Annotated in this window: 19 protein-coding genes, 1 tRNA gene and 1 pseudogene; 12 read left to right on the top strand and 9 right to left on the bottom strand. The window is 65.6% G+C overall.

From position 1 onward, the window contains the following. Positions 1-88: 88 nt before the first annotated feature. Both MBR110_RS01265 and MBR110_RS01260 read right to left on the bottom strand, forming a co-directional pair. Entirely contained in the window at positions 89-1,561 is a 1,473-nt protein-coding gene (locus MBR110_RS01265) for an amidase (RefSeq protein WP_181709134.1), read from the bottom strand. A 78-nt stretch (positions 1,562-1,639) separates the two neighbouring features. Beyond that, positions 1,640-2,332, bottom strand: coding sequence for a dienelactone hydrolase family protein (locus tag MBR110_RS01260; RefSeq protein ID WP_011882926.1), 693 nt, complete (start codon positions 2,330-2,332; stop codon positions 1,640-1,642). A gap of 367 nt (positions 2,333-2,699) precedes the next feature. Between MBR110_RS01260 and MBR110_RS01255 the strand changes: the two genes are divergently transcribed. Together MBR110_RS01255 and MBR110_RS01250 are read left to right on the top strand one after the other, a co-directional pair. Continuing rightward, a complete protein-coding gene (locus tag MBR110_RS01255) occupies positions 2,700-3,779 on the top strand; it encodes an NAD(P)H-dependent flavin oxidoreductase (RefSeq protein ID WP_045579418.1) in 1,080 nt (359 codons plus the stop codon). Positions 3,780-4,269: 490 nt separating this feature from the next. Beyond that, entirely contained in the window at positions 4,270-5,412 is a 1,143-nt protein-coding gene (locus MBR110_RS01250; protein WP_011882928.1) for a branched-chain amino acid ABC transporter substrate-binding protein, read from the top strand. Between the two features lie 84 nt (positions 5,413-5,496). On the opposite strand, the gene MBR110_RS01245 is transcribed toward MBR110_RS01250, so the two are convergent. Then, a complete protein-coding gene (locus MBR110_RS01245; protein ID WP_043290649.1) occupies positions 5,497-6,711 on the bottom strand; it encodes an MFS transporter in 1,215 nt (404 codons plus the stop codon). 315 nt (positions 6,712-7,026) lie between these two features. On the opposite strand from MBR110_RS01245, the gene MBR110_RS01240 reads away from it, so the two are divergent. From MBR110_RS01240 to MBR110_RS01230, 3 genes are all read left to right on the top strand, one after another. After that, a complete protein-coding gene (locus MBR110_RS01240) occupies positions 7,027-7,704 on the top strand; it encodes a HugZ family pyridoxamine 5'-phosphate oxidase (protein WP_011882930.1) in 678 nt (225 codons plus the stop codon). Between the two features lie 347 nt (positions 7,705-8,051). Further along, on the top strand, positions 8,052-8,345 hold the full coding sequence (locus MBR110_RS01235) for an H-NS histone family protein (RefSeq protein ID WP_011882931.1): 294 nt from the start codon (positions 8,052-8,054) through the stop codon (positions 8,343-8,345). Between the two features lie 236 nt (positions 8,346-8,581). Beyond that, entirely contained in the window at positions 8,582-9,739 is a 1,158-nt protein-coding gene (locus MBR110_RS01230; RefSeq protein ID WP_034192927.1) for a cation diffusion facilitator family transporter, read from the top strand. A 27-nt stretch (positions 9,740-9,766) separates the two neighbouring features. On the opposite strand, the gene MBR110_RS01225 is transcribed toward MBR110_RS01230, so the two are convergent. The 3 genes from MBR110_RS01225 to MBR110_RS01215 form a co-directional block, all read right to left on the bottom strand. Then, positions 9,767-10,237: an Lrp/AsnC family transcriptional regulator gene (locus MBR110_RS01225; protein WP_011882933.1), complete on the bottom strand. Its 471-nt coding sequence runs from the start codon at positions 10,235-10,237 to the stop codon at positions 9,767-9,769. A 79-nt stretch (positions 10,238-10,316) separates the two neighbouring features. Then, positions 10,317-10,976, bottom strand: a complete 660-nt coding sequence (locus MBR110_RS01220; RefSeq protein ID WP_011882934.1) for an exonuclease — start codon at positions 10,974-10,976, stop codon at positions 10,317-10,319. Further along, positions 10,973-11,617, bottom strand: coding sequence for an MBL fold metallo-hydrolase (locus MBR110_RS01215; RefSeq protein ID WP_011882935.1), 645 nt, complete (start codon positions 11,615-11,617; stop codon positions 10,973-10,975). Before MBR110_RS01215 ends, MBR110_RS01220 begins: the two co-directional genes overlap by 4 nt. A gap of 657 nt (positions 11,618-12,274) precedes the next feature. On the opposite strand from MBR110_RS01215, the gene MBR110_RS01210 reads away from it, so the two are divergent. Then, on the top strand, positions 12,275-12,886 hold the full coding sequence (locus MBR110_RS01210) for a septal ring lytic transglycosylase RlpA family protein (RefSeq protein ID WP_014722250.1): 612 nt from the start codon (positions 12,275-12,277) through the stop codon (positions 12,884-12,886). A 121-nt stretch (positions 12,887-13,007) separates the two neighbouring features. Here MBR110_RS01210 and rsmI read toward each other — a convergent pair whose 3' ends face one another. Next, a complete protein-coding gene (rsmI, locus tag MBR110_RS01205) occupies positions 13,008-13,886 on the bottom strand; it encodes a 16S rRNA (cytidine(1402)-2'-O)-methyltransferase (protein ID WP_011882937.1) in 879 nt (292 codons plus the stop codon). 46 nt (positions 13,887-13,932) lie between these two features. Here rsmI and MBR110_RS01200 point away from each other — a divergent pair, with 46 nt between their 5' ends. The 6 genes and pseudogenes from MBR110_RS01200 to MBR110_RS01175 form a co-directional block, all read left to right on the top strand. Next, a complete protein-coding gene (locus MBR110_RS01200; RefSeq protein WP_011882938.1) occupies positions 13,933-14,361 on the top strand; it encodes a YraN family protein in 429 nt (142 codons plus the stop codon). Between the two features lie 126 nt (positions 14,362-14,487). After that, the gene (locus MBR110_RS01195; RefSeq protein ID WP_011882939.1) at positions 14,488-15,072 is read left to right on the top strand and encodes an SIS domain-containing protein; all 585 of its coding nucleotides are present in this window, start codon (positions 14,488-14,490) and stop codon (positions 15,070-15,072) included. 17 nt (positions 15,073-15,089) lie between these two features. Further along, positions 15,090-15,887: a BON domain-containing protein gene (locus MBR110_RS01190; protein ID WP_011882940.1), complete on the top strand. Its 798-nt coding sequence runs from the start codon at positions 15,090-15,092 to the stop codon at positions 15,885-15,887. Further along, on the top strand, positions 15,884-16,240 hold the full coding sequence (locus MBR110_RS01185) for a c-type cytochrome (RefSeq protein ID WP_011882941.1): 357 nt from the start codon (positions 15,884-15,886) through the stop codon (positions 16,238-16,240). Before MBR110_RS01190 ends, MBR110_RS01185 begins: the two co-directional genes overlap by 4 nt. A gap of 65 nt (positions 16,241-16,305) precedes the next feature. Continuing rightward, positions 16,306-16,381, top strand: a tRNA-Ala gene (locus MBR110_RS01180). Between the two features lie 120 nt (positions 16,382-16,501). After that, positions 16,502-17,590 (top strand): annotated as a pseudogene (locus MBR110_RS01175) (integrase); the annotation flags it as partial. A 107-nt stretch (positions 17,591-17,697) separates the two neighbouring features. On the opposite strand, the gene MBR110_RS01170 reads toward MBR110_RS01175, so the two are convergent. After that, complete coding sequence (locus MBR110_RS01170; protein ID WP_181709132.1) at positions 17,698-18,840, bottom strand: protein kinase domain-containing protein; 1,143 nt, start codon at positions 18,838-18,840, stop codon at positions 17,698-17,700. Beyond that, entirely contained in the window at positions 18,837-19,865 is a 1,029-nt protein-coding gene (locus MBR110_RS01165) for a protein kinase domain-containing protein (RefSeq protein ID WP_258569960.1), read from the bottom strand. The genes MBR110_RS01170 and MBR110_RS01165 overlap by 4 nt, the downstream gene beginning before the upstream one ends. Between the last annotated feature and the right edge of the window lie 23 nt (positions 19,866-19,888).

Raw genomic sequence — 19,888 nt, 5'->3', positions numbered from 1 at the left:
AGACGCGCGCACGCGACAGCCCCGTCGGTCATGCCGGCGGGGCTTTTTTATCGCCGTGCGCCGGTGCGCCGGTGCGGGCCGGGCGCGCTCAGCGCTGCGCCTGCATCAGCGGCGGCCGACGGTCGAACCACGGCCGCGCCTGTTCGAGCTGGCGCGCGAGCTTCAGCAGCAAGGCGTCGTCGGTGTGGCGCGCGGCGAACTGCACGCCGATCGGCAGACCGCGCGCGTTCCAGTAGAGCGGCACCGACATCGCCGGCTGTCCGGTCAGGTTGAACAGCTCGGTGCAGCCGGCCCATGCGAACGCCTTCTGCGACGCCCGCGCGAGCATCTCGCGCAACAGCGGCTTCACCGGCAGCGCGCCGAGCAGCTTCATCTGCGCGGTTTCGAGGGCGCTCGGCTGCAGCTCGCCGATCCGCACCGGCGGCCCCGCGAGCGTCGCGCACAGGATCACGTCGTAGCGCGACACGAGGCCGGCCACCTGCACGGTCAGCTGGCGCTGCCATTCGAGCACGTCGTGCAGCCGCGCGCGGGCGACGCGCCGGCCGACCACGGCCATCGCCCACGTCGCCGGCTCGAATTCCGAGCGGCGCGGCGTGCGCCCGGTGAGCGTGCGCGCGCCGAGCACGAGCTCGTCGGCGATCGTCGCCCACAGCGTCAGAAAGGTTTCGGCCACGCGTGCATGGTCGAGGTGCAGCGTCGCGGGTTCCACGTGATGGCCGAGCGATTCGAGCAGCGCGGCCGCATCGGCGAGCGCCGCGCGCGTGTCGTCGGCGAGCGCCGGCGCGAGCATCGGATCGACCACCAGCCCGACGCGCAGCGGGCCGGGCGGCGTGTCGAGTTCGCCGAGAAAGGTGCCGGGCGCGCCGGGCGGCAGCGTCTGTCCGGTCGTCACGTCGAGCAGCAGCGCGCTGTCGCGCACGCTGCGCGACACCGCGTGCTGCACCACCAGTTCGCCGTTCGACGGCTGGTCGACCAGCAGCGGATTGCGGCTCGGCTTCAGCCCGAACAGCCCGCAGCACGACGCGGGGATGCGGATCGAGCCGCCGCCGTCGGATGCATGCGCGAGCGGCACGATGCCGGCCGCGACGGCCGCGGCCGCGCCGCCGCTCGAGCCACCCGGCGTGTGATCGAGGTTCCACGGATTGCGGCACGCGCCGAACAGCGCGGGCTCGGTGTACGGCATTTGGCCGAGTTCCGACGTGTTGGTCTTGCCGAACACGTTGAGTCCGGCGGCGCGGCTGCGCGCGATCAGCGGCGAATCGTCGGCGGGCACGAAGTAGCGGTAGTGCCGGCTGCCCATCGACATCGGCAACCCGGCCACCGCCGCGGACAGATCCTTGACGAGATACGGCACGCCGGCGAACGGCGCGTCGGCGCCGGCGGCCGCTTCGGCGCGCTGGCGCGCGGCGTCGTAGTCCTGCAGCACGATCGCGTTGATCGCGCCGTTGACGGCTTCGGCCTGCGCGATCGCGGCGTCGAGCAGTTCGCGCGGGCTCGCGGCGCGCTCGCGCACCAGCGCGGCGAGGCCGATCGCGTCATATCCGAGATAGTCCGACTGCATCGCGCTCACCCCCGTTGTGACGCGTGACGATCGAGCGAGGATAACGCGGCCGCGGCGTGCCGGGGCCGCCGGCTGCGACTACAGCTGTTCGGCGAGGAACGTCAGCGTGCGGCCGTGCGCGAGCGCCGACGCGCGCTGATGGTACGACGCGCGATCCGGGCAGTTGAAGCCGTGGCTCGCGTCGGGGTACACGTGGAACGAGGCGTTGCCGCGGCCCGCGAACGCGCCTTTCACCTGCTCGACCGCGTCGAGCGGGATCGCGTGGTCGTTCTCCGCGTAGTGGAACAGGATCGGCTGCGTGACTTTATCCGCGAGGTCGAGCGCATTCTGGATGCCGCCGCCGTAATAGGCGACCGCCGCGTCGACCGTGCCGGCCGCCGCCGCGCGGTAGGCGAGCTGGCCGCCGAAGCAGTAGCCGATCGCCGCGACCTTGCCGGCGACGTCCGCGCGTGCGCGCAATGCGTCCGCGGCCGCGCCGATGTCCGCTACCGCGAGGCCGATGTCGGTCTTCTTCATCAGCTCGATGCCCTTGTCGCGATCGGCGCCGTCGTAGGTCAGCTCGACGCGCGGCTGCGTGCGCCAGAACACGTCGGGCGCGAGCGCGACGAAGCCGTCGGCGGCGTACTGGTCGGCGACCGCGCGGATGTGCGCGTTCACGCCGAAGATCTCCTGGATGATGACGACGGCGGGGCCGGTGCCGCGCTTGGGGAGTGCGAGGTAGCCGCCGAAGCTGTCGCTACCGGTCGGAATGTCGATCCATTGGGCTGTCACGTGTGAACTCCTGGCGAGCGGGCGCGCGGTGCGCGCCGCGGGTAAGAGAGGGCGGCCTAGTGTGCCATCAATCGGGGGGTGGTGCAGGGCGCCGCAGAGATGGGCGCGCGGGTGGCTTCCTCGGTTTTGCGGCAGATGCTCGGGACCGCTGTTGCGCTTGGCCGGCCCTCTTGTCGACGCGCTTTCGAAGGGCCTCCTGCGTCCCGAGTCGTTTGTCGAGCCGCGTGTCGAGCCACTCCCCGCCGCTTCTCCCGCAGCGATCGTTTCGATCTCGATTATTCATTTTTCGGTGCAGCGCGGCTTCGATAAAGTCGACGCATATCCCATTACAAAGCGCTTTCTCGCATCGTCATCGAAGGATTCCGCCATGCCCGCCCGTATCTTTTCCACTCCGTTCGCCGAGCGTTTCGGCCTGCGTCTGCCGCTCGTGCAGGCACCGATGGTCGGCGCAAGCACCGCCGCGATGGTCGCGGCCGCATCCAATGCGGGCGCGCTCGGCAGCCTCGCGTGCGGCGCGTTCGAGCCCGAGCGGCTCGTCGCCGAAGTCGCGGCGATTCGCGCGGCGACCGCGCGCGCGTTCGCCGTGAACCTGTTCGTGTTGCAGCCCGCGTCGCCCGACGCGGCGACGGTTGCGCGCGCACTCGCCGCGATCGATCCGCTGAACGCGGCGCTCGGTTTGCCGCCCGGCGCGGCGCCCGTGCGCTACGCGCCCGACTTCCGCGCGCAACTCGATGCGCTCGTCGCGTTGCGCGTGCCGGTCGCGAGCTTCACGTTCGGCGTGCTCGACGCCGCCGACGTCGCGCGCCTGAAGGCGGCCGGCACCTACGTGATCGGCACCGCGACGCACGTGGCCGAGGGCCTCGCATGGCAGGCGGCCGGCGCCGACGCGCTGGCCGCGCAGGGCGCCGAGGCCGGCGGCCATCGCGGCACCTTCATCGGCTCGGCCGACGACGCGCTGATCGGCACGTTCGCGCTGGTGCCGCAACTCGTCGATGCGACCGGCCTGCCGGTGCTCGCGGCCGGCGGCATCATGGACGGCCGCGGCATCGCCGCGGCGCTCGCACTCGGCGCGCAGGCCGCGCAGCTCGGCACCGCGTTCCTCACCTGTGCGGAAAGCGCGATCGCGGCGGACTGGAAGGCGCGGGTGCGCGCGAGCGCCGATACCTCGACGCAGGTCACGCGCGCGATCACCGGGCGCCATGCGCGCGGCTTGCGCAACACGCTGATGGCGCGACTCGGCGAGCATGTGGCCGAGGTGCCGCCGTATCCGGTGCAGAACGCGCTGACCCAGCCGCTGCGCCAGGCGGCTGCCCGCGCCAACGACGGCGACTATCTGTCGCTGTGGGCCGGGCAGGGCGCGCCGCTCACGCGACGACGCGACGCGGCGCTGAGCGCTGCGCAACTCGTCGACGCGCTCGACGCCGAATGGCGCGCGATGGCCGCATGAAGCGGTGCGCGGGCCGCGCGCAGCGAACCGTCACGGCCCGCGCGGTGCGGCTGCACATCGAGGATGCGGCGCAACCGTTGCTCGAGCATTGTGCAGACGCGCGTATCGTCACGCGCGTTTCATTCAATGATCCAGCGCAAAAAATACAGAATCGAAACGCGCGACGACGCACTGAAATGCCGTCGCAACGGCGCGGGCGAAACTATCGGAAACCCTTATCCGGCTTGGCTTGCAGCGATATTCGAGGAAGCGCTCGAAAGCGCCCGTATCGGTAGTGTTACCACTACCTCAAAAAAGTCCCACAAATTAATTTGATCACCTACACTTGCGCGCAAGTACGGGCGGGCGGCGGCTAAAAGCGGCTGTTTTCACGTGCTTGAGGCCAAGTGCATGAACGATGCACCCGGCGAATCGTCCAGTGATGCAAACACAGGGATGGCAGCGGGGCACCGGGCGATGGCGTTTTATGGGACCGAAACTGGAGACTTACATGAATATCAAGATGCAAAAGCTGTTGCCGATCACCGCAGCTGCGATGCTGTGTGCTGCAGCTGCAAGCAACGCGGCCGCCGATCAAGTCGTCAAGATCGGCCACGTCGCGCCGTTGACGGGCGGCATTGCACACCTGGGCAAGGACAACGAAAACGGCGCGCGTCTCGCTGTCGAAGAGATCAACGCCAAGGGTCTCACGATCGGCGGCCAGAAGATCACGCTGCAACTCGACGCGCAGGACGACGCGGCCGACCCGCGCCAGGCCACGCAGGTTGCGCAGAAGCTGGTCGACGACAAGGTCGTCGCGGTGGTCGGCCACCTGAACTCGGGCACGACGATCCCGGCATCGAAGATCTACAGCGACGCGGGCATCGTGCAGATCTCGCCGTCGGCGACCAACCCGGCCTACACGCAGCAAGGCTTCAAGACCACCTACCGCGTGGTCGCGACCGACGCGCAGCAGGGCCCGGCACTCGCGAACTACGCGCACTCGAAGGGCATCAAGAGCGTAGCGGTGGTCGACGATTCGACCGCATACGGCCAGGGTCTCGCGAACGAATTCGAGAAGAAGGCCAAGGCGCTCGGCCTGAAGGTGCTGTCGCACGACGCGACCAACGACAAGGCGGTCGACTTCCGCGCGATTCTGACCAAGATCAAGGGTGAGAATCCGGATGCGATCATGTACGGCGGCATGGACGCCACCGGCGGTCCGTTCGCGAAGCAGGCGAAGCAGCTCGGCCTGCGCGCGAAGATCTTCGCGGGCGACGGCGTCTGCACGGAAAAGCTGGCCGATCTGGCCGGCGAAGCGACCGACAACATCGTGTGCTCGGAAGCCGGTGCATCGCTCGAGAAGATGCCGGGCGGCGCCGCGTTCAAGGCGAAGTACGAGAAGCGTTTCGGCCAGCCGATCCAGATCTACGCGCCGTTCACGTATGACGCCGTGTACATCATCGCCGACGCGATGAAGCGCGCGAACTCGACGGATCCGGCGAAGATCCTCGCGGCAATGCCGGCGACGAAGTACACCGGCGTGATCGGCACGACGACCTTCGACTCGAAGGGCGACCTGCAGCACGGCGTGATCTCGCTGTACAACTACAAGAGCGGCAAGAAGACGCTGCTCGACGAAGTGAAGATGTAAGCCGACAAGCGGCCGACGGAGGGGTGAAAGCGCGCCTGCGGAAACGCAGGCGCGCTTTCTTTCTGGGCGGTGCGCGGCAGGCGCTCAGATCTTCAGATGCGCGAGCACCTTCGGCGCGACCGCCGCGACGAGCGCCGCACAGATCGCGACGACCGACAGCGCGGCCGTCAGGTTCGCTGCCTGCGCGACCGCACCGATCACGACCGGGCCGAACAGCAAGCCGAAATACGCGAGCCCGGCGACGTGCGCGAGCCCTTCGGCCGCGTGAATGCCTTCGACGCGCGCCGCGGCCGCGAACAGCACCGGCATCAGGTTGGCGAGGCCGAGGCCCATCAGCGTGAAGCCGGTCAGCACCGCGATCGGATTCGGCAGCAACAGCGCGCCGACCATGCCCGCGCAGCCGAGCGACGCGCTCGCGAACACGAGCTGCGGCGCGCCGAAGCGGGCGCGCACCGCGTCGCCGGCGAAGCGCGCGAGCGCCATCCCGCCGGAGAACGCCGCATACGCGGCGCTCGCGAGCGCGGGGCTCGCCGCGACGACGTCGCGCATATAAACGGTCGCCCAGTCGTACATCGCGCCTTCGGCGATCAACGCAACCAGTGCGATGCCGCCGAGCATCCACAGCGCGGGCGAGCGCCAGCGGTTGCCGCCGCCGTGTGCCGCTTCGTGATGCGGGATGTGCGGCAGCACCGCGGGGCTCGCGGCCAGCAGCACCGCCGCACAGACGGCTGCCGCGAGCGCGAGGTGCACGGCCGGCGCCATGCCGGCCGACAGCAGCGCGCCGCCGGCCGCCGCCCCGGCCATCCCGCCGAGGCTGAACATTCCGTGCAGCGCCGACATGATCGGCCTGCCGAGCGCGATCTCGACGGCGCTCGCCTCGGCGTTCATCGCGACGTCGAGCGTGGCCATCGAAAAGCCGAACAGCGCGAGCGCGGCGACGAGCATCCAGTACTCGGGCACGACGAGGATCAGCGCCGCGCAGGCCGACATCACGAGCCCGCCGGTCAGGCACGCGGTGCGCGAGCCGACGCGCGCGATCCAGCGCGCGATCGTCAGCATCGCGGCGATCGAGCCGCCCGCGACCGCGAACAACGCGACCGACAGCAGTCCGGGGCTGAGCTCGAACTTGTCGCGCACGGTCGGGACATGCACGCCCCACGACGCGTACATCATGCCCGCCACGAAGAACAGCGCCATCGTGGCCGTGCGGGCGCGCCGGCGAACCGGCAACGCGAGCGCGCGATGCGCGTCGGGCGGCGCGGCGAAGTCGGACGGGGATCGGGACGGAGATTCGGACACGGGACGCTCTCGGGTGGGGCGATGGATGGGCGCGCGGCGCTGGCTGGATTCGTCCGATTTTATCGAAGCGCTTACGATCTTGCCGGCGTTGTGGGCTGGTGCTCCAGGCGTTCGGAGTGTGTCGGGCGAGCGAGATGTCGTCTGCCGTTTCCAGCTTGGCGGGCGTGCCGGCGCGCGCCTCATCTGCCTTTCGGCCAATGGTCGGCCGGCGACCGCCGCGAGTAACATCGATGCAGCAAGCTGCGTGCGCGCGGCATATCGGCGTCGCGCGCTGCTGACATTTCCATTCCATGCCTTTCGACCGCAGGAGTCACCGTGAACATCGACCCCGCCCTGCCACTGCATTTACTGCATCGCTGCGCGCTCGGTACGCTCGCGACCCACGCGCGCGAGCCGCAGGGTTTTCCGTATCCGACGATCGTGCCGTTCGCGCCCGATGCGGCGCATCGGCCCGTGATTCTCGTGAGCGGCCTCGCGGAGCACACGCGCAATCTCGTCGCCGATCCGCGCGCGGGCTTTCTCGTCGTCGACGCGCGCGACGGGGACGTGCTGAATGCCGAGCGCGCGACACTCGTCGGGCGTTTCGTGCCGCTCGGCGACGATCCGCATGTCGCCGCGCGTTACACGCGTTACGAACCGGGCGCCGCACGTTATCTCGCGCTCGGCGATTTCACGTTCTGGGCGCTCGACATCGAGCGGCTGCGCTATATCGCCGGGTTCGGGCGGATGGGGTGGGTCGACGGCGCGGCGCTCGACGCGTTGCCACCGCTCGGATTCGACGACGAGCGCGCCTTATGGGATGCGTACGAGTCGAGCGACGTGCGCCGCGACGGGCTCGATCTGCTCGGTGTCGATCGCCACGGCGCCGACTGGCGCCTCGACGGCCGACGGCTGCGCACGCCGTTCGCGCCGCTGCCGGCCGACGCTGGCCCGCCTGCGCTGCGCGAGCAATTGAGCGAGCAATTGATTGCGAGTGCGCGCGCTGCGGCGTGACGTCGCACCGCCGCGCATAGCATTGCTTTATTGCATACTTTTTCGCAAACCTGTCGTCCGATGAAAGGTTTGATTTTCCGTATGCAGGGTAATTGCGTATGTTGAAAGTCCAATTAGTGGATCGGTAATGTCCTAATCTCTATGCAACCGCGTAAAAATTTGAGATAAGGCCGCGGCAGGTCAAAATGACACGGCCGAATTGAAAACGATCTGTGTATTTTCGTGAAACGCGCTCTATCAAATCTGTTTTGTGCTAATCTCTGCCTTCGAAAATCCGAGGCACAAATATTCCATGAATGGTGAACCGGCCCAAGACCGGCGCCATTGATCATATCGAAAGGAAAACTATGTCTTCTTACAAGGACCTGCTCGCCCAGCGGGAGAAGCTGGAGAAGCAAATCGAAGAAGCAAAGTCGCGTGAATACGCGGAAGTGCTGAATGACGTGAAGCAGAAAATTGCCGACTACGGCTTTTCGCTCGCCGAACTCGGTCTCAGCCGTGCGAAGGCGGGCAAGGTCGGCCGTCCGCGCGCCGGTGTGGCAGCAAAGTACCGCGACCCGGAATCGGGCGCGACGTGGTCGGGCCGCGGCAAGCCGCCGCGCTGGATCGCCGGCAAGAACCGCGATCAGTTCGCGATTTAAACGACTGATTGAGTCGGTGCCGAAAGAAGGCCGCGTCTCCGTCGAGGAGTGCGGCCTTTTTTGCATCGTGATACGAAAATGTAAGGAAAATGTCACGGAAACGTCACGCTCGGCGTGAATGAAAATGCAACCGGTTCGCATAAGCGTCTGATTTAACGGGAAAAATCCGTGTTAACGGAATGCCCGGCGAGATTGGTTTGATAGAATCACCTATCTCAACCGTTATCTCGTATTTCATGTCCTCGTTTTCAGGCGACGCGCAAAGCGCGGATAAGCACGCGGTCGCGCGCAAGAGCACCCTGGTCAGTATCGTGCTGAATGTCGTACTTGCGACATTCCAGATCGCGGTGGGCGCGGTCGCGCACTCGCAGGCATTGATTGCCGACGGGATTCATTCGATTTCCGATTTGATCTCCGATTTTGTGGTGCTGATCGCGAATCGCCATAGCGGTGCGTCGCCGGATGAGGATCACAATTACGGGCACAGCCGCTACGAGACCGTCGCGTCATTGTTTCTCGGCGCGATCCTGATCGCGGTCGGTATCGGCATGTTGTGGCGCGCCGGCAATCGCCTGGTCAATCTCGAGAACATTCCGGCCGTGCATTTTTCCGCGCTGATCGTCGCGCTGACCGTGCTCGTGTCGAAAGAAGGATTGTTCCGCTACATGCTGCGCGAGGCGCGGCGCGTGCGCTCGGCGATGCTCGTCGCGAACGCATGGCATGCGCGTTCGGATGCTGCGTCGTCGCTGGTCGTCGCGATCGGCATCGTCGGCAGCCTCGCCGGCGTGCGGTTGCTCGACCCGATCGCCGCGGCGATCGTCGGCTTCATGGTCGCGCGCATGGGCTGGACCTTCGGCTACGACGCGTTGCAGGACCTGTCGGACCGTGCGCTCGACACCACCGCCACGGCCGAGATCCAGGCGCTGCTCGCGGCGACGCCCGGCGTGCGCGACGTGCACGAGCTGCGCACGCGCAAGATGGGCGACGCGGCGCTGGTCGACGCCCACATTCTGGTCGACCCGATGATTTCCGTATCGGAAGGTCACTACATCGCGGAGAACGCGCGGGCGCGCGTGCTGTCCGACCCGCGCGTGCTCGACGCGCTGATCCACGTCGACCCGGAGAACGACACCGCGCGCCGTCCGGCGCTCGCGCTGCCGCCGCGCGCCGAGATCACCGCGCGGCTCGAGGCCGCGCTCGCGCAGCGCGGGCTGCATGCGGCCACCATCAACCTGCACTATCTGAGCACGGGGCTCGAGGTCGACGTGACGCTCGACGCGGGCGCCGGCGATACCGACGCGGCGCTCGCCGAGCGGCTCGATCTGGATGCGTTGAAGCGCCAATTCGGCGCGCGCCGGATCGGCTTCACGCGCGCCTTGCCGATGAAAGCGTGAGCGGCGCCGACGTGCGTGGGCGGCGTGTTACAGCGGCAGTTGCGTGTCGAATTTGATTTCGCGCAGCACGACGCTCGTGCGCACCTGCGACACGGCCGGGATCTTGAAGATCCGTTCGTGCAGGAACACGTCGTAAGCCTTGATGTCGGGCGCGACGATCTTGAGGATGTAATCGGCTTCGCCGGTCGTGCTGTAGCACTCGGTCACTTCCGGGCAGGTCGAGATCTCGCGCTCGAACTGCTCGACGCCGCCCTCGTTGTGGCGAGTCAGGTGCACGTGCGCGAGCGCGCATACGTGCAGGCCGAGCTTCTCGCGATCGAGCAGCGCGGTGTAGCGCTGGATCACGCCGGACTGTTCCATGTCCTTGATGCGACGCCAGCACGGCGTGCTCGACAGGCCGACCTGGTCCGAGATTTCCTGAACCGAACGGCGCGCGTCGAGCTGCAACAGGCGAAGGATTTTTTGCGAAAAGGAATCGAGCGTCACCTGCGCCTCCATGCGGCAGCTACAACACGCTCAATGTTAGAGGGCCGGGAAAGGAAAGGCAATCTGGCGGCGCGTGGTTGAGCGAGATTCGCTAATTTGCGCGCGGATCCGTAGGATTTTGTCCCGCGCCTGCCTGCTCCGAACGGTCCGTGTCGGCGACCGCGAGGCCGGCGAGCGCCGCCTGCTGACGACGCAGGTCGGCGAGCATGTTGCAGAACAGCGCGCCTTGCTCGATCGCGTCGTCGAGCGCGACGTGCGTGTGCGGATGATCGTCGAACCAGTGTTTCGGAAAGCGCGGCTTGATCGCCTTGCGGTACGGCAGCCCAGTCATCGCGAACGCGAGCGTCTTGATGTCGAGCGCCGACCACGAGAACGGACAACGTCCCGCGTAGCGCATCATGTACCAGAACATGAACGTGAAATCGAAGCCGGCCGGCATCGCGACGAACACCGGTTTGCCGGGCAGCGCCTCGACCCACTCGACGTACGCGACGAGCGCCTTCTCGGGCGCCTGCAGGTCGGTCCGGCACGCGGCCCATGCCTCGGGCTCGGTTTTCCACCACGCTTCCTGCACCGGATGCGCGTGTGCGCCCGGCAGCGTCTCGAGGTTCGCCGAGAACGTCGCGATCAGCTGCTTGTCCTCGGTATAGGCGGCCGATGCGAAGCTCAGCATCGAGTGCGGGCCGGGGATCGGGCCGTCGGCTTCGACGTCGGTGCTGACGTAGATTTCGGGAATGGCGGTCTGGTTCATCCAAATACCTTGTCGGACACGAACGGGTTCGTGCGGCGCTCGTCGCCGAAGGTCGACACCGGACCGTGGCCCGGCACGAAGGTGACGTCGTCGCCGAGCGGCCACAGCTTTTCCTTGATCGAACGCACGAGGTCGGCGTGATTGCCGCGCGGGAAATCGGTGCGGCCGATCGAGCCGGCGAACAGCACGTCGCCGACGATCGCGACGCGATGCGCGCGGCTGAAGAACACCACGTGGCCGGGCGTGTGGCCGGGGCAGTGGTAGACCTCGAGCGTCTCGTCGCCGAACCGGACGGTGTCGCCGTCGTGCAGCCACTGGTCGGGCTCGAACGCTTCGGCGGCCGGGAAGCCGAAGCGCTGACTCTGCGTCGGCAACTGCTCGATCCAGAAGCGCTCGTCTTCCTGCGGGCCCACGATCGGCACGCCGTAGTGCGTCGCGAGCGCCTTCGCGCCCGCGCAGTGATCGACGTGGCCGTGCGTGAGCAGCACTTTCTCGAGCTGCACGTTCTGCCGCGCGATCTCCTGTTCGATGCGTTCGAGATCGCCGCCGGGATCGACGACGGCGGCGCGGCCGGTCTTTTCGCAGACGAGCAGCGAGCAGTTCTGCTGGAACGGCGTGACCGGAATGAGCGTGACTTTCATGGAGGCACCGGCGGCTAAAAGGAGCGATTGTACCGGTCGCACGCGCCGCATGTGGGCGTGGCGCCGCGCCGCGCGGCGCGCTTCTACGGGCATTCCCCGAGCATCCCGATTGTTACGGCCATAGAGAGAATCAATGGTCCGGCGGGGGCGCTTTTCGAGACAGCGTTTTGATTTATGTATAATGCGGCCCACTGTGCGTGAATTTCACGCAGTTCGCTGGTGTTTCGGCCCCGTTAAACGGGGCGTCGGATTCACCGTCAAGCATCGACCGCCGGGGAGTCCGGCGGTGTATCCAGCACCGACGTTCGGTGCTCACGTCTTGTCCGGCCGGGTGCTGCGCGCCCGTCTTGCGGCCTAGCTGCCGCGCCGCCGGATGAGGCCTGTGCCGCCGTTCCTGTGCGTTGGCCGTAAGCGACGCACGCGAACGTGAGAGCCATGTTCGATGGCGGCATGTGGGGTCTGGTCAGGCTGCCGGGGACAGGTTGCGCCAGACGTGAAAACTAATCAGGACGGTTGCGGCAGAGACGAAAGCCGCGCCCATGCTAGCCGCCTGCTCGCATCCGAGCGGGGCGTGCCCGCATTTGCCGTCCGGGCCGCGTATCTGCGTTGTTCAGCAGCGTTGTATCGATGCGGCCCGAACCAGAAGGCGACACGTCGATGAATTTTCGATTTCCGACTCGATTCGGGACCATTGCTTTATTTTTTGCGCTGACGGGCTGTGCCGTGCCGTCCAGCCAGACCACCGGCAGCGCCAACCAGAAGGGTGCGGTCAACAAGACCGCTGCCGCCGCGAAGGCGGACGACGACAAGCAGCAACTGAATTTCGATTCCGCGCTGGCGTCGATGCCGGCCGCGGACAGCAAGGACGCGAAGAAGGCATCGCTCGCCGATGCCGAGCCGATCGACGGCGCCGACGTGTCCGAATTCCGTCAGACCGGCCGCGCGTCGTGGTATGGCCGCGATTTCCACGGCCGCCGCACCGCGAACGGCGAGCGCTTCAACATGAACGCGCTGACCGCCGCGCACCGGACGCTGCCGCTGTCTTCGTACATCAAGGTGACCAACGCGTCGACCGGCAAGTGGGTCGTCGTGAAGGTCAACGATCGCGGGCCGTTCAAGCGCGGCCGCGTGCTCGACCTGTCGTATGCCGCCGCGAAGATGATCGGCCTCGTGCATGCCGGCACGGGCCGCGTGAAGATCGAAGGGCTGTCGCCGCAGGAAGCGCGTGAGGCGCGCGACGAGATGTTCGCGTCGCTGTCGTCGAAGTAACGGGTCGCGCGGCATTTCGTCCGCGCGTCCAGCAGGTAGAAAGGGCTGCTTCCCCGCAGCCCTTTTTCGTTTCCGCGAGCCGGCCGGTCATGGCTTCCGGCCGTGCCCGCCGCCCGCCCCGTCAGCCTTCCTTCAACGCCAGCGCGCGTGCGTACAGCGTGTTGCGCGACGCGCCCGTCAGCGCGGCCGCCAGCTTCGCCGCGCTCTTGACCGGCACTTCTTCCAGCAACAGCTTGAGCAGCGCGTCGTGCGCGGTGTCGTCGGCTGCGCCGGCATCGGACGGCGCGCCTTCGACGACCAGCACGAACTCGCCGCGCTGCCGGTTCGCATCGCCGTCGAGCCAGCTCTGTCCTTCGGCCAGGGTGCCCTCGAACAGCTGTTCATGTAGCTTGGTGAGCTCGCGCGCGATCAGCAACCGGCGTGCGGGGCCGAACGCGTCGGCGAGCGCCGCGACGGTTTCGGCGATCCGGTGCGGCGCTTCGTAGAACACCAGCGCGTACGGGTGCTGCACGAGCGCCTGCAGTGCGCTCGCGCGCTGCTTCGCCTTCGGCGGCAGGAAGCCCGCGAACGTGAACGCGCCGGCCCAGGCGCCGGCCACGCTCACCGCGGTCACGGCCGCGCTCGCGCCCGGTAGCGGAATCACCGCGAAGCCGGCCGCGCGCACCGCGTCGACGAGCCGCGCGCCAGGGTCCGAGATGCCCGGCGTGCCGGCGTCGGACACGTAGGCCACGCGCTCGCCGGCGCGCAGCAGCTCGACCACGCGCAGCGCGGCTTCGCGTTCGTTGTGCTCGTGCACGGCCAGGAGCGGCTTCGAGATGCCGTAGCGCGCGAGCAGCTGGCCGGTGTTGCGGGTGTCTTCGGCAGCGATGCGGTCGGCGAGGCCGAGCACGTGCAGCGCGCGCAGCGTGATGTCGGCGGCGTTGCCGATCGGCGTTGCGACCACGTAGAGCGCGGCGCTCGGATAGTGCTGGGTTTGCGCGAGTTCGAGGAGGGCAGTCATGGCAGGCAATGCGCGCAATCGCGGCGCAGGCGGAACAAGGTCGGCATTGTGCCACGCGGCGCCTGCCGCGCCTGCGGGTGGGCGCGATGCGCCGCGCGGCGGCGGCGAATTTTCGGGCGCGGTGCGATCCCGAGCCGTGGGCGCCAACTTCGAGCAACGTGCGCGGCAGTTCCTCGAGCGCCGCGGCCTCGCGTTCGTCGCGGCCAACGTGACGATCCGCGGCGGCGAGCTCGATCTCGTGATGCGCGCGTCCGACGGCATGCTGGTGTTCGTCGAAGTGCGCGCGCGGCGCAGTGCGCGGCATGGCGGCGCCGCGGCGAGCGTCGGCTGGCGCAAGCGCCGGCGCGTGATCGCCGCGGCGCTCGATTTCTGGGCGCGGCACGGCGCGGGCGCCGCGTGCCGATTCGACGTCGTCGCGTTCGAAGCCGGCCGCCTCGACTGGCTGCGCGACGCGTTTCGTGCCGACGATGCGTAACGCGAGCTGTGACGAGATGTAAAGAGTTCTTGCCGGACCCCCGGAGCCGGTGCCGGAGTGCGGTAAACTCGCCGCACCCATGACGTTGCGCGTGGCGTACCCTCGCGCTCAGTTCACCAGAAATCGATGTCAGTCGAACGTATTCAGCAACATTTCCGCGACAGCGCCGCGCTTCATGCCGAAGCCGCCGACGCGCTGTCGCTGCCGATCGCAGCGGCGGTCGACGCGATGTTCGCCGCGCTGGCGAACGGCAACAAGATCGTCGCGTGCGGCGACGGCCTGTCCGCGGCGGCCGCGCACTACCTCGCCGTGTCGCTCGTCGGCGGCTTCGAGCGCGAGCGGCCGGGCCTGCCCGCGATTGCGCTGGCCACCGATGCGTCGCAGGGCGGCCTGATGGCGGCAACGGCCGCCGACCAGCTGTTCGCGCAGCAGGTGCGTGTGCTCGGGCAGACCGGCGACATCCTGCTCGTGCTCGATGCCAGCGGCGCGTCGCCGCGCGTGCTGGCCGCGATCGACGAAGCGCACGAGCGCGAGATGACCGTCGTCGCGCTGACCGGCGGCAGCGGCCATGCGGTCGCGGCCGCATTGTCCGACACCGATATTGCGATCAGCGTGCCCGCCTCGCGTGCGGCGCGCGTCCACGAAGTCCATCTGCTGACCATCCACTGCCTGTGCGACGGCATCGACGCGATGCTGCTGGGTGAGGATTGAACGAAGGAGAGCCGTCGATGAATCAAAGTCGCGTCAAACAGACGCTCGTCAGAACCACGTTGCTCGCCGCGCTGACGGCGGGCCTCGCGATGTCGCTGCAGGGTTGCGTGCTCGGCGTGCTCGGTGCGGCGGCCGGCGGCGGCGCGCTGATCGCGACCGATCGTCGTACGCTCGGCGCGCAGACGGAAGATCGCGAGATCCAGGTCAAGGCGCTCACGCAGATCAACAACGGGCTGCCGGACCAGTCGCACGTGAACGTGACGGTGTTCAACCGCCGCGTGCTGCTGACGGGCGAGGTGCCGAACGACGCGTCGAAGCGGCGTGCCGAGGAAATCGTGCGCGGCATCAACAACGTGAGCGCGATCGTCAACGAGCTGTCGGTCGAGCCGGCGTCGTCGCTGTCGTCGCGTGCGAACGACTCGTACCTCGAAGGGCGCGTGAAGTCGGAGCTGATCGCGACGAAGGGTCTGTCGGCGAATTACTACAAGGTCGTCAGCGAGCGCGGCAACGTCTATCTGATGGGGCTCGTGACGGTCGACGAAGGCAACCGCGGCGCCGATGCGGCAAGCCAGGTGCCGGGCGTCGAGAAGGTCGTGAAGGTGTTCCAGTACATCCAGCCGCAGGACGCGCAGGCGCTGCAGGCCGCGTCGCCGAGCGGCGCGTCCGCCGCGCCGGCTACCGCTGCGCCGGCCGATGCCGCGACGGTCGGGGCGGTGCCCGACGCGTCGGTCCAGTCCACGCCGCTGCAACCGCCGGCGCCGATTTCGAATTCGACGAGCGTGCATCCGGGCAACCCGAAGGCGGCGCCGCAATGAAACGGACGCGGATCAGAATGAAGCAATGGGTGCGGCATGGCGCCGCGGTGGTGGCGCTGGCGGGTGCGTTCGGCACCGCGCATGCGGATGTCGGCGACGGGCTGAGGGTCGCGCGCAGCAACGCGTGCATGGGCTGCCACGCGGTGGATCGCAAGCTCGTCGGGCCGTCGTTCAAGGACATCGCGGCGCGCTACAAGGCCGACCCGCAAGCCGTTGCGAAGCTGTCGAAGAAGGTGAAGGACGGCGGCTCCGGCGCGTGGGGGGCGATCCCGATGCCCGCGCATCCGCGCATGAGCGATGCCGACCTGCGGTCGGTGGTCGACTGGGTGCTGGCGGGCGCGCCGTCGAAGTGACGCGTCGGGAGAATACAACCCCTATTGCCAAGCGCAGAAATGCGTGTGTATGATAGTCAGCTGTTGGGGCGGTAGCTCAGCTGGGAGAGCGTCGCGTTCGCAATGCGAAGGTCGGGAGTTCGATCCTCCTCCGCTCCACCAATAGAATCAAGGGCTTAGCCGATGGCTAGGCCCTTTTTCTTTGGTAGATTCGATTTATTGCGCCAATTTTGCGCCACTTGGGCTGTCGAAGCCTTGGACGCAACACTTAAGGAGCAGTGAATGGCATCTATCACCCGTCGAGGCGATCTTCAGTGGCAGGCCCGCGTTCGCCGCAAGGGCTACCCGGTACAGATCAAGACGTTCAACACGCGAGCTGAAGCGGAGGCTTGGGCTCGACAGATTGAGTCCGAGATTGATCGTGGGGTCTTCGTCAGTCGAGCCGAGGCGGAGTCCACGACGCTTGCCGAGGCGCTCGACCGTTACGACCGAGAGATCGCGTCGAGCAAGAAGGGGTACGTCCAGGAGGCCTCGTTGCTGCGGACATGGAAGAATGCTGTTATCGCTCCAAGGTCGATGGCTTCGATCCGCAGTTCCGACGTCGCTAAACTGCGAGACGACTGGCTCAAGCAGGCGAATCCGCCGCTGAAGCCGGCCACGGTGCTGCGTCGCCTGGCGGTGCTTTCGCACGTTTTTAGTATCGCCCGCAAGGAATGGGGCATGGAGAGCTTGCTCAACCCCATAGAGAACGTCCGCAAACCGCCAGCGAACAACGCGCGAACTCGTCGCGTGGCCGTCGCCGAGCCTGACGTGGAATCTGGTCGGGAAGCAACGGATGGCGAACTGGAACGCGTCGTCGCGGCCAGTAACTCCGAAGTTCTGCCGGGGATCATCTGGCTGGCCGTGGAAACGGCGATGCGCCGTGGAGAGATCGTTGATCTGCGGTGGGAACATGTCGACTTGCGCCGACGGGTCGCCCACCTTCCTCAAACAAAGAACGGCAATTCGAGAGACGTTCCGTTGTCGACTCGGGCGATCGGCGTGCTCAAGGCACAGCGAAAAGCCGCCAAGATGGGCCTAGGTGACGGGAGGGTGTTTCCCGTTCGTGGAGACGCAGTTACTCGCGCCTTCGAGCGGGCAGTGGAGCGTGCGCGATCCGTATATGAGGCGGAATGTGGTGCCAACGGCAAGCTGCCGAGTAAGAGCTACCTCGTGGATCTGCGCTTCCACGATTTGCGGCACGAAGCGACCTCGCGGCTGGCTTCGATTTTCCCCATGCATGATTTGGCCAAAATCACTGGTCATCGAGATCCGCGCATGCTGATGCGCTACTACCATCCGCTGGCAGAAGATCTGGCGAAGAAGCTTCGACAAAGTTCGCCTTGGCTGCCGAAGTTTGCTCCCAGCTTTGAATCGATCGGCAAGCAAGCAGATCCGCCCCTCGCTTGCTGTGCCGACCGTGGATCTCTCGCCGGGCCTTACGAGTCAACGGCGTTTTGCCCCCGCTCTCGGAGCTCTAAGACGGGGAATGCGCGCTGACTGGGGTTCCCCGGATACACGCTGAACGAAACTGGTCGACCAACTGTAATCCTATTGGCCCCAAAGTACGCTGATTCGTGGAAGAAGAATTCCTCCGTAGTCGCGTCGTCGTCGATGAAACCGAAGTCTCCAACTCCACCATCCCGATATGGCACCCTGAATTTCTGAATCGCCCCAGTGCGGCGTGTCGCAACTGCGTACAAAAGATCGTCGCATAAACGAACTACTTCCTGAGCGCTGGGACGCTTGGCGGGGTCGACTTGGATGCAGCTTTCAATTACCTTCCACAGGTCGGATTCGAGCGTTTCGGTAGCTTTATGTTTCCCGAACCACGCGGGTGCTTTCAGCGTGACGCCGTTGACTGCGAGCATCGCCACGTTCCGAATTGCTAGGCGTCCGTAGCCGAAGGGTGGTTCCCCGACAAGAAGCTGGTACGCGATACACCCCAAAGCCCAAATATCCATGGGCTGCCCGGCAGCCTTCCAGTTGTCCCAGCATTCGGGAGCCATGTACGGCACCGCACCGAGAAGCGTGTTAGATGACGTTAGCGTCGACTCATCCTTATCAAAGAGCGCCATCTCCGCAGCAATTTCGGCCTCCGCGAGCTTTGCGATACCGAAATCTGTCAACTTGATAGAATTCAGGCTCGGATCATTCGAGGTCATGATGTTGCTCGGTTTAAGATCTCGATGGCAAATCCCAACCCGATGCGCTTCATGTATCGCTCGTGCGATATGGTGAACGACGTGTGCCGCTAATGCAGGATCCAAGAACAAGAACTCATTTGAAAGCCGCTGTCCGAGGTCGGCTCCCTCGATGAATTCTTCCACCATGAAAGTGAGCTGGTCGTCTTCGTAATAATCGAACGTTGCTGCCACGTTCGTATGTACGACGCGCGCCCCCATTTCAGCACCACGCCGAAACCGGCGGTCCTTCACACCATCTTTTGGTGTTTTCAATGCCGCATGTCGATTTAGAGTACGATCGTAGCAACGATATACCTCTTGCATACCTCCGGCCGCATGAAATTGCTCGATTTCATATCTGTCGATCAGAACCGTGCCAGGCGTAAATTTGCTCATAGAATTACCTCCGGTTGCGACGACGTGAATGTTACCCACTGCCTACCTGATCCTAGGGCCGGGCCGCCAAAGGTTAAGACACATGACTCATGTAACACCATCCCGATGGTTGCTGCATTATTATTGATATACACGTGCCCAGAGACGCCAGTTACTTTAAAGATTAATCCATCGTAACCCGCCTTCAATGTACCTAACGACCCTATCTGGATGTTCACATTGGGTTTGGCGCTAGATAGCTCGAAAACAGCTGTCTGTCCCTGCGAAAACAAACCCTTATGCATCCCCCTAGTCAAATGGTGGGCAAATACTTTACTAAGCACATCAGCAGACGGCCGTAAGCCGGGATCCGGCGCCAAACATGCATCGATCATTTGAACGATCTCAGGATGCAGGAGACCCGGAAGCGCGGTCTCAATGGACGGAGCGCGAGAAGATTGCTGGGGCGGGCGCTCGAGCAACTCGCGCGGGTAAGAATCGGACGCCAGCGCCCACGCGCAGACCCCGAAAGCATATATGTCCATTGCCGTTGTAATCACGGCGTGAGGAATGTAAAGCTCAGGGGCCGCATAAACTAGGGTCCCACGGTTCATCTTCGTGCGGTAATCAACTCCGGACACAGATATACCAAAATCGAATAGCTTCAACACGCCCGAGTCCGAATTTTTCATATTCTCGAGCTTGAGATCCCTGTGCGTTATACCGGCTGCGTGTAAATCTCTCAGAGCGCATCCAATTTGATAAAGCACTTTCACATATAAGTGAGGATCAGACTTTGCCTTTAAGTGGAAGTCGGCATAGCCTTCGCCTCCGAGATACTCGATGATAATGCCTTGCACATCCCCATTCTGCGACTTGATCACGTCGTATATTTCGACTACATGGCGCGATCGCGCTTGAGATAGCCCCTGGATCTCATTAAGCAATTGATCGTTGTTATTCGCGTCTTGCATCGACTTGAATAACACGGCCCGATCTAGATATGTGTCCTGCACCTTTTGGACACTTCCGAAACCGCCGGGCATTACTGTGGTGGTAAGAGGTCTAT

Source organism: Burkholderia sp. MBR-1 (assembly GCF_013822785.1).
Lineage (GTDB): Bacteria > Pseudomonadota > Gammaproteobacteria > Burkholderiales > Burkholderiaceae > Burkholderia > Burkholderia vietnamiensis.
The sequence above is the reverse complement of the archived record's forward strand: the minus strand, read 5'-3'. Positions and strand labels throughout refer to the sequence as shown.